Source organism: Bacillus sp. 22-7 (assembly GCF_010628845.1).
Classification (GTDB): domain Bacteria; phylum Bacillota; class Bacilli; order Bacillales; family Cytobacillaceae; genus Cytobacillus; species Cytobacillus firmus_B.
Genome location: NZ_NJQY01000005.1, coordinates 21,895 through 35,354 on the forward strand (window position 1 = coordinate 21,895; position 13,460 = coordinate 35,354).

Sequence of the window (13,460 nt, forward strand, 5' to 3'; positions counted from 1 at the left end):
AAATAATAAGGTGAAGACGATGTTTCTGCTAGGTACACTTGTGAATGGATTATTGATTATTATTGGAACACTGCTGGGGAAATTGCTCCATCGCATTCCCGAAAACATGAAGGGCACTGTCATGCATGCGATTGGCCTTGCTGTCATGGTGCTCGGCCTGCAAATGGGCTTTAAAAGCGAGAATTTCCTCGTGGTGATTTTGAGCCTTGTGTTCGGAACGGTGATTGGAGAGTACTTTGCTCTCGAAGATAAACTCAACAAGCTTGGCGATTGGCTTGAAAGCAAAATTGGCTCCAAAGGACAAGGCAGCATTTCGCAGGGCTTCGTAACGGCTACACTCATCTTTGTCATTGGCGCTATGGCCATCATCGGCGCGCTTGACAGCGGAATCCGGGGCGATCACTCGGTGCTCTATACCAAATCGATTATTGACGGCTTCACCTCCCTCATCTTAACGACTACATTAGGGATCGGTGTGCTCTTTTCAGCTTTTCCGGTGATGCTGTATGAAGGACTCATTGCTCTATTTGCCACCCAAATCGACCGGTTTGTCCCCCAGCTTCTGATGGACAGCTTTATCAAGGAAATGACCGCAACAGGCGGAATCATGATCTTTGCGATTGGACTGAATTTGACTGGCATTACGAAAATCCGGGTGGCGAACCTGCTTCCGGGAATTGTGGTTACAGGAGTGATTGTGTCGGTTGTTTATTTTTACGGGATTTATTTTTAGGTGAATGGGATGTGCACTGCGGGCACGGGTGTTGGTGTGCTTGCGGTGCATTTTTTATGCCGGAATGGCGTTAAAACTGGCTGGAACCGCGCAAATTTCGAATTAAGTGCGCAAGATTTGTGCTCAAGTCAGCTGTTTTTCCGGAAAAAGGAGTTTATCTAACAGGTTTGTGAATTTATCCAGCAAATTTTGAAGTTTATCTAACAAGTTTCTCATTTTATCTCACATTTGCCGCAATTCCTCGTTACAGAGAACGGAATTGACGATCAAAACAGAGAGCAGGACGAGCGCGAAAAATGAAGGACCGGCCCACAAAACGGATGTATGCACAATCCCCCTCCCCTGCCCAACAAAAAACCGCAGGCTCACTCCCCTGCGGCTTTCCACTCTATTAAGGTGTTTGTTCACGGTTCAGTTCCCACTTAAATGCAGGCCATGCCGGTGCTGTCTGGTGGGTCAGGCTGGCTTCATAGATCCCCTCAGCGATGGTTTTCGCCATTTTCAGGACGAGATTGAGCCTGGTGTTCTGGAGGACGAAGAATTCCATGAATCCGCTGACGTTGACGATGCCGGTGATGTGCATGTCCCCTACTTCCGGCAGGTCTTTATTGACTCCGGCACCCGGCTTGACGGGTCCGTCTCCAATTTGGATGACTCCGACGCTTTTCAGACGGCCCAGACAGGCGTCGATTCCGATAATAAAGGGATTGAAATGCTTCTTTTTGATTTCGTTCAGTTTTTCTTCGAGGTTCACGGCATGGATCGGGTCCTCCAATGTTCCGTACACATGGAAGGATGAAATGGATTTTTCCTCAAGGAGTGTGCCGACCAGCGGACCTAATGAATCACCTGTTGAGCGGTCTGTGCCAATGCAGACAAACACAATCGGACGGCAGCCGATGCCCGCAGGCAGAATATTCTTCAGCTCAGCAGCCAATTTTTCTGCAGAGTTTGTTTCTTCATGCGAGATTCTGGCAGAAGCCCCGCCTTTTTTGTCAAACAAGTTTGGTTTGAAGTTCATATAGGTCCACTCCCTTTTTAATCCTTGCCATGCCCGAAAAACAAGTATTTATACGTTTTTAACAGTATACGGAATTTTTGTGTAATCTATACATACCTGTATTATTTAATCGTTAAACAATCGGTTTTTTAACTGTTAAGCCATGAGAAAAATTGATAAAATAATTTTGTTTTACAGAGGGATTCGCACTGAGGGGCAAGATGCAGTATAATTTCATTCAAGATAAAGACTTGAAGTTTTGAACGCGATAACTGTCTAGCTCCAGGCGCCATCGGCTCGAGGTCATAAGCTTGTCTTGTTTCGGCTCCTAGGGACTCTCGGGTCTAAGACGTTCCCTTCCAGAAGGAAAAACACCTTCTTACAGGGACCGTCTTATGCTGGTCGTCCCTGGGCAGTCGCCTCAACATTTCTTTCAATCCGTCCAAAAGGTTAAAGAACAACCTTTCAGCCGGCTTGTCTTATGCTTGAGGCCCGCAGGACAAGGAAGGCTTCGTCAGCATAAACATCGCACGACCGAAAGCGACAGCTTTTGGGAGGATGCGGGTCATGCAGACATTGCCACAGGACAAGGAAAGCTGCGGCAGCGATACATCGCACGACCGAAAGCGGTAGCTTTTGGGAGGACGTGGCGGTTTTAGTCTGCGTTCCTTTATAAGCGGGCGCCTTCCGCTTTTCTATATTTTCACTAAAAATGAGCAGGTGAAACCATGAGTCCTATTGAAAAAATGATAAACGGTATGATAGATAAGATTTCGAATGAAGAAACGTGGATAACCATTGGGGAAGGCATTTTTAAAGTTATGGCGATTCTGATCGTGACGAGCATCCTTATTAGAATCGGCAAGCTGGCCATCCGCAATATTTTTAAAGTGAGAACACCGTCCAGGCTCCGAATCTCAGAGCGCAGGGAAGCCACTCTTCTTAAGCTGCTGGAGAATATGCTCACCTATGTGGTGTTTTTCGTTGCGGCAATCATGATATTATCGGTGCTGACAATTGATGTAAAAGCCCTTCTGGCTGGTGCGGGAATCGTCGGGTTGGCTGTTGGATTTGGAGCACAGAGCCTTGTGAAGGACATTATCACCGGATTTTTCATCATTTTCGAAGATCAGTTTTCGGTTGGAGATTATATCCGGATTGATCAATTTGAAGGAACTGTAGAAGAAATCGGGCTCCGGACGACAAAGATTAAAAACTGGACGGGCGAGGTTCACATCCTTCCGAACGGAAGCATTATGCAGGTGACCAATTTTTCATTGAATAATAGTGTGGCTTTTGTGGATGTCAGCATTGCGTATGAAGGCGATATTGTGAAGGTTGAACAGGTCCTTCAGGAATTATTCGAAAAGCTCCCGGAAAAATATGAGGATATGGTCAAGCCGCCGGAAATTCTGGGCATCCAAAATATGGCGGCAGCAGACGTGATGCTGCGTGTTGTTTCGGAGACACTGCCAATGAGGCATTTTTATATAGCGCGCCAGCTGCGGAAGGAAATTAAGCTTTGTTTAGATGAGCATGGCATTGAAATTCCGTTCCCGCGCCTGGTGATGTACACAAGGAATGAGCAGGATAACCCAAAACTGAATGCGGAGGGATAAACATGGAGCAAAAAGAATTTGATTTACACGATGTAGTGGAAATGAAAAAGCCTCATCCATGCGGGGCCAACAAATGGAAAATCATCCGGATGGGAGCAGATATCCGCATTAAGTGCGAAGGCTGCGGACACAGCGTAATGATCCCAAGAAGGGAATTCGCCCGCAAAATGAAGAAAATTCTTGTTAAGCATGAGGAATAAGAGACAAACTGCAGGGAGATGAGGTTGTTGGCACAAACATTCAAGTCAGCCTGTCCCCTTAATTGCTGGGACAGCTGCGGCTTTCATGTAACAGTTGAAGACGGTAAGGTGACAAAGGTAGATGGTGATCCGGACCATCCGATAACAAAGGGGAAAATTTGCGGCCGCGGCAGAATGCTTGAAAACAGAACCAATTCTCCGGAGCGCCTGCTTCACCCACTGAAAAAGGTAGATGGAGAATTTGTGTCAATTTCCTGGGAGCAGGCTTTGCACGATATTTCCCTGAAAATGAAGGAGCTAAAAGAAACGGCTGAAACCACTTCAATCCTGCATAGCCATGATTATGCCAATGGCGGTTTGCTGACGAACCTGGATCAGCGTTTTTTCAACTGTTATGGCGGCGTGACTGAACTTGTGGGGTCAATCTGCTGGGGAGCCGGTATTGAAGCTCAGAGCTCGGATTTCGGAGATGCGTACAGCCATGCTCCTGAAGATATTTTAAACAGCAGGCACATTGTCGTCTGGGGCAGAAATGTTGCCCGCACCAATATGCACCTGTATCAAAGGCTGCAGGAGGCAAAGAAACAGGGTGCCAAATTATATGTGATTGATCCAATTTTTAATGCGACGGCTAAAATGGCTGACCATTATTTTTCTATCAAGCCGGGGATGGATGGCTGGCTTGCGGCCGGCATCATGAAGGAAATGCTCCGTCTCGGATTGGAAGATAGAAGTTTCATAGATACCTATTCAGTTGGTTTTGAAGATCTAAATGAACTGCTCGAAAGTGTAAAGCTTGAGGAAATCGCAGAGAAAACGGAAGTGCCTGCAGAAGTCATGACCGAACTTGCAGAGGTGTATGGCGATCGCCCCGTGTCCACCTTCTTTGGCCTGGGCATGCAGCGCTACGAAAACGGCGGGAACACGATCAGACTGATGGATGCTTTGATTGCCGTGAGCGGCAATATCGGGATTCCGGGCGGTGGTGCAAACTATGCCAACAGACAGGTAGGACAGAGCTTTGATGCGGCTGCCCTCACCCTCCCTGAGCGGAAAACGGCCTTCAGGCAATTTACGATGATGCGGCAGGCAGAGGGGATTTTAACAGCGAAGGATCCTGAAATTAAGCTGATCTTCGTTACGTGCGGAAATCCTTTAACCCAGGTGCCTGACTCTTCAAGGGTCCGAGAAGCTTTTGCATCTGTTGAGACCGTTGTTGTGATGGAGCAGTTTATGACAGACACGGCTAAAATGGCCGATTACGTTCTTCCTGTTGCAACCGTGTTTGAACAGGAAGATGTTTATTATTCTTCCATGTATCATCATTATGTCAATCATGGCCCGAAGCTGGCTGAACCGCCAGGTGAAGCGAAGCCTGATTTATGGGTATGGACTGAGCTTGCCAAACGACTCGGATTCGGAGCCGATTTCGATTTTACAAGAGACGAATTCATCAGCATGGGCCTTGGTTCGCTTAAAGAGCAGGGAATCACGCTTGATAGCTTAAGGAATTCTCACCATATGGAGCTTCCGGTTGATACGGTGCCCTGGGCAGACCGCCAGTTCAAGACGCCAAGCGGAAAGTATGAATTTACCTCGTTCCGAAAGCGTTCCGAAAGCAGGCTGACACTCGCTCTTCCACGGGAAACCAAGTGGACGGATAAAGAGCGTGCCGAACAGTTTCCTTTTACCCTGCTGACGATTCACCCTCTTCGCTCCAATCATTCGCAGCATTATCACCTGTTGAAGCCGGAGCCAAAGGCAAAGGTCGAAATTGCCGATAATATTGCCGAAAAGCTTGGCCTGCAGGAGAACGATCATGTCAAGGTGTGGAATGACCGCGGGGAAATGAAGGGCTTTGTCCATATTATGAAGAAAGCCCATCCGGATACCATCAATATCGATGAAGGCATCTGGGCAAAATTCGGCGGCCCCGTCAATAACCTTACATCCAGCCGCGAATCGGACAACGGCCTTGGAAGCACATTGTATGACTGCCTTGTGAATATAGAGAAGGTTTAACAGTAGTGGTGACAGGCACCTATACCAGTCAGGCAAAGGGGTATAGGTACCTGTCACCTTTTCTTTACATTTCTCCGGCAACTATCTATAATTGTTAGAGGCTTGTTTAAATGAGAATCAATCGTATTTTTAATAGATGAAATTAGACTGAGGAGTGACTTGGATGGCTTTAACAGCTGGTATTGTAGGTTTGCCGAACGTCGGAAAGTCTACGTTGTTTAATGCAATTACCCAGGCGGGAGCGGAGTCTGCGAACTATCCGTTCTGTACAATTGATCCGAATGTAGGAATTGTGGAAGTGCCTGATCACCGTTTGAATAAATTAACTGAATTGGTTCAGCCGAAAAAAACTGTGCCAACGGCTTTCGAATTTACGGATATCGCCGGCATCGTAAAGGGTGCGAGCAAAGGGGAAGGTCTTGGAAACAAATTCCTGTCCCATATCCGTGAAGTGGATGCCATCTGTCAGGTTGTCCGCTGTTTTGCGGATGACAATATTACACACGTTGCGGGGAAAGTGGACCCGATTGATGATATCGAAGTCATCAACCTGGAATTGATTCTGGCTGATCTTGAGTCAGTTGATAAGCGAATTGGCCGTGTGAGCAAGCTGGCTAAGCAGAAGGATAAAGATTCTGTGATCGAGCTTGAAATTCTGGAGAAATTAAAAGAAGCGTTCGAAAACGATAAGCCAGCCCGTACAGTTGAATTCACAGAAGAGCAAATGAAGATTGTAAAAGGTCTTCACCTGCTGACAATCAAGCCTGTGCTTTACGTTGCGAACGTAAGCGAGGATGATGTAGCGGATCCTTCTTCTAACGAATATGTACAGCAGGTAAAAGAATTTGCCGCAAAGGATAATGCGGAAGTGATCGTAATCTGTGCAAAAATCGAATCTGAAATTGCAGAGCTTGATGGGGAAGAAAAAGAAATGTTCCTTCAGGAGCTTGGCATCGAAGAATCCGGCCTTGATCAGCTGATCAGAGCAGCCTACAACCTGCTTGGACTGGCAACTTACTTCACTGCCGGTGTACAGGAAGTCCGTGCCTGGACATTCCGCAAAGGCATGAAGGCTCCTCAATGTGCGGGAGTGATTCACTCTGACTTTGAAAAAGGCTTCATCCGTGCAGAAACGGTTTCCTATGACGACCTTGTCGCTGCAGGAAACATGACAGCTGCAAAAGAAGCAGGAAAAGTCCGCCTCGAAGGAAAAGAATATATTGTTAAAGACGGAGATGTCATGCACTTCCGCTTTAACGTTTAATTATTTGGGGACCTCTATTTTTAGGGGTTCTTTTTTAATGATTCTTTCAAAATAATCTTCCATCTTCCAATTCACTCTAGTGTTATTGCTTTTGCATATTTAATGTGCTATAATTTCAACTTGTGAGTAATGTATATTGCTCCTTGCCCTTTGTGGGCCGTTAGACCAAAAGGAGGTGAAAGTGATGAGAAAGTACGAAGTTATGTACATCATCCGCCCAAACATTGAAGATGAGGCTAAAAAAGCCCTTGTTGAGCGTTTCAACACAATCTTAACTGACAATGGTGCGGAGGTTTCTGAATCAAAGGATTGGGGTAAGCGTCGCCTTGCATACGAAATCAATGATTTCCGCGATGGCTACTACCAGCTTATGAACGTTAATGCTGAAGCAACAGCAGTTGACGAGTTCACTCGTTTAGCTAAAATCAGCGAAGACATCATCCGTTACATCGTTGTTAAAGACGAAAAATAATAGATATAGCATTTTACCGAGAGGAGTTGATTCTGATGATGAACCGTGTTGTTCTTGTCGGACGTTTGACAAAGGATCCTGATTTGCGGTATACCCCGAACGGAGTTCCTGTCGCTTCATTCACTCTTGCCGTGAATCGTGCTTTTACGAATCAGCAAGGTGAGCGGGAGGCAGACTTTATCAACTGTGTGGTATGGAGAAAGCCAGCTGAAAACGTAGCGAATTTCCTTAAAAAAGGAAGTCTTGCAGGTGTAGATGGCCGGATTCAATCCCGCAGCTATGAAGGCCAGGATGGAAAGCGCGTTTACGTGACAGAAGTCCAGGCTGAGAGTGTGCAATTCCTTGAGCCGAAGAATAGTTCTGGCGGCCAGGGCGGCGGTAATTCGAACTACGGCGGTCCAAGAGATCAGGATTTCCCATTTGGAAATAACAGCAATCAGAATCAACGACAGGATAATCGTAATCAGGGCAACTACACTCGCGTGGATCAGGACCCATTCGCAAATGACGGCCAAATCGACATTTCCGATGACGACCTGCCATTCTAATAGTGCCCGATTATGAACGGAAATATATAAAATAAAAAGCTAAAGGAGGTAACTGACCATGGCTGGAGGACGCAGAGGAGGACGTGCTAAACGTCGTAAGGTTTGCTTTTTCACTGCAAACGGAATCACTCACATCGACTACAAAGATGTGGATCTTCTAAAAAAATTCATCTCTGAGCGCGGTAAGATTTTACCACGTCGTGTAACTGGCACTAACGCTAAATACCAACGTAAATTAACGATTGCTATTAAGCGCGCTCGCCAAATGGCATTACTGCCATACGTTTCAGGTGAATAATAATTAGAAAAAGACGCTGGTATCCGGCGTCTTTTTTTAGTATGTTCTCCTTTAGCACGTGATTGTGTTAAAGTTAAGACCCCTTCTAAAATCACTAAGGTTGAACCTGCATTTAATACTAGCTACAATAGAGCTTATATGGGTTCAAAAAGCCGGGAACAGATTTCCTCCTTTTTGGATACACAGTTTGAGGGGTGTATCAATGAATAATGTACATAAATTAACAGAAGGTGCTGTGCTTCTCGCGGTTTTTGCCGTGCTTCTTCTGATTTCGCTCTATGTGCCGATTCTCGGTACCGTTTCGGTTTTCTTCCTGGCTCTTCCGTTTATTATGTTTGCAGCGAAAAATAACCGGATGGGCGCGATTGTCTTTCTGACGGGAGGCGTCCTGCTTTCGCTGATTATCGGATCCATCATGGGAATTCCGCTTGCTCTGACATTCGGATTGACCGGCACGGTAATCGGTATTTTTATAAGGGAAAATAAAGGACGGGCTTCTTCCTTTATTGCGGGCACGCTCGTATTCCTTGCAGCCCTTTTGCTTCAGTATGCTGCAGCAGTTGCCTTTTTTAATATCAATATCATTAAAGAAGGCATCGGCATGATGGAGGAGTCCATTAAAATCTCACAAGGAATGCTCGAAGGCTTCGGACAGAACGCGGATAAGGCAGTCGAGCAGCTGACAGCAGGCCTGAAAATGATTGAGACCTTAACGCCGAGTTTATTTGTCATGACATCGGTCATTTCTGTTTTTGTCATCCAGCTTGTTTCCTTTCCGATCGCCAAACGATTCGGTATTAAGATTGAAGGCTTTAAGCCATTCAGAGAAATGAGCCTGCCGAAAAGCATATTATGGTACTATCTCATAACCATTATTGCTTCGTTCCTTTTTAATCCTTCAGAAGGAAGCTACTGGTTTATGGCCCTTGTCAATATTGCCTTCATTCTGCAGATTTTCATGGTCATTCAAGGCCTGTCCCTGATTTTCTTTTTCAGTCATTTAAAGGGATGGCCGAAAGCGGTGCCTGTCCTTGCTGCTGTATTTACATTTCTTATGCCATTTCTCCTTTATATTGTGAGGATATTAGGTATAATTGACTTAGGATTTGATTTAAGGCAAAGATTAGGAAAAAAGTGATGAACAACACTACTGTTTAGGAGCTGAAAACATGCCTTCGTATTTAGAAAAGCGGTCCATACGCTATCCGATTTTTGGATTGATGGGCATAACAGTGGTGCTTCTCGGTATATTGGCGTACTACAATTGGCTTTTTGCATTAATCGGGCTGTTTCTGGCCATCCTTCCTTTCTACTACCTTTTTCAGCTGAATCAAAAGCACCGGAAGGAGACGGAAGAATACATTTCTACCCTTTCCTACAGGGTGAAAAAGGTCGGCGAAGAAGCTCTGATGGAAATGCCGATCGGGATTATGCTGATTAATGATGATTATTACATTGAATGGACCAATCCCTTTTTGGCATCCTGCTTTGATGAAGATACGCTAGTCGGAAGATCGCTTTATGATGTCGCGGATTCGCTTGTTCCGCTGATCAAACAAGAAGTGGAAACAGAAATTATTACCCTTCATGACCGGAAATTCCGGGTGATCCATAAACCGGAAGAACGGCTTTTATACTTTTTTGATGTCACAGAACAAACTGAAATTGAGAAAATGTATCAGGAAGAACGGACAGTGATCGCCATCATCTTCCTTGATAATTATGATGAACTGACCCAGGCGATGGATGACCAGACGAAAAGCAGCCTCAACAGTCTGGTGACCCAGATATTGAATAAATGGGCACAGGATAATGGGGTCTTCCTGAAGCGGGTGTCATCTGAGCGCTTTATCGCCGTATTTAATGAACATATTCTGCAGCTTCTTGAAAAAGGGAAATTCACAATTCTCGATGATGTCCGGGAGACCACATCCAAGCAAAATGTTCCGCTCACGTTAAGCGTAGGTGTCGGCACTGGGGTCTCTTCCCTTCCTGAGCTTGGTTCACTGGCCCAGTCCAGCTTAGACCTGGCATTAGGCCGCGGAGGAGATCAGGTGGCCATTAAGCAGACCAACGGGAAAGTCAAATTCTTCGGGGGCAAGACCAATCCTGTTGAAAAAAGAACCCGGGTCCGAGCACGCGTCATTTCCCATGCGCTGAAGGAATTGATATCCGAAAGTGATAAAGTCATTATCATGGGCCACAAAAGCCCGGATATGGATGCGATTGGAGCCGCCATTGGCATTCAGAAGGTGGCGCGCCTGAACCAGCGTGAAGGCTATGTAGTGGTGAATTTCAATGAACTGGATACAGGCGTCAGAAGGATGATGAAGGAAATTGAAAAGAATGAAGAGCTCTTTTCAAAGTTCATCACACCGGAACAGGCGATGGAAATCGCCACGGACGATACCCTGCTCGTGGTTGTTGATACCCACAAGCCATCCATGGTAATTGAGGAAAAGCTGCTTCATGCGATTGAACATGTGGTCGTCATCGACCATCATCGCCGCGCAGAAGAGTTCATTCATAATCCGCTGCTGGTTTATATGGAGCCATACGCTTCCTCTACAGCAGAACTGGTGACAGAGCTTCTGGAGTATCAGCCGAAAAACGGCAGAATCGAAATGCTGGAAGCAACGGCCCTGCTCGCCGGAATCATTGTCGATACGAAGAGCTTCTCACTCCGGACAGGGTCAAGGACGTTTGATGCGGCTTCCTATCTGCGCGGACAGGGTGCAGATACCGTGCTCGTCCAAAAGTTCTTAAAAGAGGATGTAGATACCTACATCAAGCGGGCGAAGCTGATTGAAACCGTTCAATTTTACAAAGAAGGCATTGCGATTGCCAAGGGTGAGCCGGATCAGATATTTGACCAGGTGCTGATTGCCCAGACGGCAGATACCCTGCTGACGATGGATGGTGTGATTGCTTCGTTTGTTATCTCAAACCGCTCTGAAAACATGATAGGGGTCAGCGCACGTTCCCTTGGGGATATCAATGTCCAGGTGATCATGGAAAACCTCGAAGGCGGCGGGCACTTAACAAATGCTGCCACACAGCTTCAGGATGCAACACTTGATGATGTTGAGGTCCGATTAAAAGAAGCTATAGATGAATACTTTGAAGGGAGAAAAAAGGAATGAAAGTAATCTTTTTAAAAGACGTTAAAGGCAAAGGGAAAAAAGGCGAAGTAAAAAATGTAGCAGATGGCTATGCACATAACTTTTTAATTAAGCAAGGGCTTGCTGTCGAAGCAAACCAATCGAGTATCAGCAGTCTGAATGCTCAAAAGAAGAAAGAAGAAAAGCTTGCTGCTGAAGAGCTTGCTGATGCAAAAAAACTGAAAGAAACACTTGAAAAGCTGACAGTTGAATTTACTGCGAAATCAGGTGAAGGCGGCCGCCTGTTCGGCTCCATCACAAGCAAGCAAATTGCTGAAGAGCTTCAAAAGAAGCACAGCATCAAAATCGACAAACGCAAGATCGAAATGGAAGATGCGATCCGAACACTTGGATACACAAAGGTTCCAGTCAAGCTTCATACTGAGGTAACCGCAACATTAAACGTACATGTAAAAGAAGCATAAAGCTAAGCCGATAAACTAATATTGGAAGTGGCTTTTGCTAATAAACATGTTAAAATAAAAGGGTTGATTAAAAATGTGATCAGTTTTTGCTGGTCACATTTTTTAAAGGGATTATAAAGGATTTTTATATAAATATAGATTGGTTTAACGCTTTTATTTTTTAAGGAGGTTTAATGAGATGAGTGATTTATTCGCGGATCGGCTCCCGCCTCAGAATATCGAAGCGGAACAGGCTGTGCTTGGGGCAATCTTTCTTGAACCCTCCTCTCTTACACAAGCATCTGAGATCTTGATACCCGAAGACTTCTACCGTGCGGCCCACCAGAAGATTTTCAATGTAATGCTGAAGCTGAGCGATCAGGGGAAAGCGGTTGACTTAGTGACCGTGACAGAAGAGCTCAGCGCAGCAAAACTGCTGGAGGATACCGGAGGGGTCAGCTACTTAAGTGAACTGGCCGGATCTGTTCCGACAGCAGCGAATATCGAGTACTATGCAAAGATCGTGGAAGAAAAGTCACTGCTTCGCAGGCTGATCCGGACGGCGACGGGCATTGCCCAGGACGGCTATACGCGCGAGGATGAAGTGGAAGTTCTGCTGGGGGAAGCAGAGAAAAATATCATGGAGGTTGCACAGCGCAAAAACGCCGGTGCCTTTCATAATATTAAGGATGTATTGGTGCGGACCTACGATAATATCGAGGAAATGCATAACCGTAAAGGGGATATTACCGGGATTGCGACTGGATTTACCGAGCTTGACCGCATGACAGCCGGCTTCCAGCGAAATGATCTTATCATTGTCGGTGCCCGTCCTTCCGTAGGTAAAACAGCCTTCGCCCTGAATATCGCGCAAAATGTGGCAACGAAAACCGGAGAAAACGTCGCGATCTTCAGTCTGGAGATGGGTGCCGAACAGCTGGTCATGCGTATTCTCTGTGCTGAAGGGAATATTGATGCCCAGAGACTTCGTACCGGCTCTCTGACAGATGAGGATTGGGGAAAACTGACGATGGCGATGGGAAGCCTGTCAAATGCGGGTATTTTCATCGATGACACGCCGGGTGTCCGCATCCAGGATATCCGTTCCAAATGCCGCCGCCTCAAACAGGAGCACGGGCTTGGCATGATTCTGATCGACTACCTGCAATTAATCCTCGGAAGCGGACGTTCAGGAGAAAACCGCCAGCAGGAAGTATCTGAAATCTCCCGTTCCTTAAAACAGCTGGCACGTGAACTTCAGGTCCCTGTGATTGCCCTGTCCCAGCTTTCCCGTGGTGTGGAACAGCGCCAGGATAAGCGCCCGATGATGTCAGACATCCGTGAATCGGGAAGTATTGAGCAGGATGCCGATATCGTGGCATTCCTATACCGCGATGACTACTATGACAAAGAATCTGAAGATAAAAACATCATTGAAATCATCATCGCCAAGCAGCGTAACGGCCCGGTTGGAACCGTTCAGCTGGCATTCGTAAAAGAGTATAATAAATTCGTAAACTTAGAGAAACGCTTTGATGATTCATTCGCGCCGCCTGGTGCATAAAGAGGGCCTGCTTATAGCAAGTCCTCTTTTTTATATTTGTATTTTCATTGTTTCACGAACATATTTTCATATTTTTATTAAAATTGTTCGTGTTTTATTGACTATCACACATCACCTTGTTAAACTAAGATGGTTGAAATAAGTTACTTAATTAAAAATGATATAGAATTTTAAA

General features: G+C 45.8%; 13 protein-coding genes. 12 read left to right on the forward strand and 1 reads right to left on the reverse strand.

Annotated elements, in window-relative coordinates:
* The first annotated feature begins 19 nt into the window (after positions 1-19).
* Positions 20-733, forward strand: coding sequence for a DUF554 domain-containing protein (locus CE058_RS03585; protein WP_048010207.1), 714 nt, complete (start codon positions 20-22; stop codon positions 731-733).
* A gap of 391 nt (positions 734-1,124) precedes the next feature.
* Here CE058_RS03585 and yyaC read toward each other — a convergent pair whose 3' ends face one another.
* The gene (gene yyaC, locus CE058_RS03590; protein ID WP_048010208.1) at positions 1,125-1,754 is read right to left on the reverse strand and encodes a spore protease YyaC; all 630 of its coding nucleotides are present in this window, start codon (positions 1,752-1,754) and stop codon (positions 1,125-1,127) included.
* Between the two features lie 707 nt (positions 1,755-2,461).
* Between yyaC and CE058_RS03595 the strand changes: the two genes are divergently transcribed.
* From CE058_RS03595 to dnaB, 11 genes are all read left to right on the forward strand, one after another.
* Positions 2,462-3,352 carry a mechanosensitive ion channel family protein gene (locus tag CE058_RS03595; protein ID WP_076262934.1) on the forward strand — a complete coding sequence of 297 codons (891 nt, stop codon included), beginning with the start codon at positions 2,462-2,464 and terminating at the stop codon, positions 3,350-3,352.
* A 2-nt stretch (positions 3,353-3,354) separates the two neighbouring features.
* A complete protein-coding gene (locus CE058_RS03600; protein WP_035328295.1) occupies positions 3,355-3,552 on the forward strand; it encodes a DUF951 domain-containing protein in 198 nt (65 codons plus the stop codon).
* Positions 3,553-3,579: 27 nt separating this feature from the next.
* Positions 3,580-5,574 (forward strand): molybdopterin-dependent oxidoreductase, encoded by a 1,995-nt coding sequence (locus CE058_RS03605; RefSeq protein WP_163140310.1) that lies wholly within the window; start codon positions 3,580-3,582, stop codon positions 5,572-5,574.
* Between the two features lie 163 nt (positions 5,575-5,737).
* On the forward strand, positions 5,738-6,838 hold the full coding sequence (ychF, locus tag CE058_RS03610) for a redox-regulated ATPase YchF (protein ID WP_163140312.1): 1,101 nt from the start codon (positions 5,738-5,740) through the stop codon (positions 6,836-6,838).
* Between the two features lie 184 nt (positions 6,839-7,022).
* Positions 7,023-7,310, forward strand: a complete 288-nt coding sequence (rpsF, locus tag CE058_RS03615) for a 30S ribosomal protein S6 (protein ID WP_076262938.1) — start codon at positions 7,023-7,025, stop codon at positions 7,308-7,310.
* A 35-nt stretch (positions 7,311-7,345) separates the two neighbouring features.
* Positions 7,346-7,858, forward strand: coding sequence for a single-stranded DNA-binding protein (gene ssb, locus CE058_RS03620; RefSeq protein ID WP_163140314.1), 513 nt, complete (start codon positions 7,346-7,348; stop codon positions 7,856-7,858).
* Between the two features lie 58 nt (positions 7,859-7,916).
* Entirely contained in the window at positions 7,917-8,156 is a 240-nt protein-coding gene (gene rpsR / locus CE058_RS03625; protein WP_009332461.1) for a 30S ribosomal protein S18, read from the forward strand.
* A gap of 202 nt (positions 8,157-8,358) precedes the next feature.
* A complete protein-coding gene (locus tag CE058_RS03630) occupies positions 8,359-9,294 on the forward strand; it encodes a YybS family protein (RefSeq protein WP_048010215.1) in 936 nt (311 codons plus the stop codon).
* 31 nt (positions 9,295-9,325) lie between these two features.
* A complete protein-coding gene (locus CE058_RS03635; RefSeq protein ID WP_048010216.1) occupies positions 9,326-11,299 on the forward strand; it encodes a DHH family phosphoesterase in 1,974 nt (657 codons plus the stop codon).
* Positions 11,296-11,742, forward strand: coding sequence for a 50S ribosomal protein L9 (rplI, locus tag CE058_RS03640; RefSeq protein WP_035328283.1), 447 nt, complete (start codon positions 11,296-11,298; stop codon positions 11,740-11,742). The genes CE058_RS03635 and rplI overlap by 4 nt, the downstream gene beginning before the upstream one ends.
* Before the next feature lie 178 nt (positions 11,743-11,920).
* Positions 11,921-13,285, forward strand: a complete 1,365-nt coding sequence (gene dnaB / locus CE058_RS03645; RefSeq protein ID WP_035328281.1) for a replicative DNA helicase — start codon at positions 11,921-11,923, stop codon at positions 13,283-13,285.
* Positions 13,286-13,460: the final 175 nt, after the last annotated feature.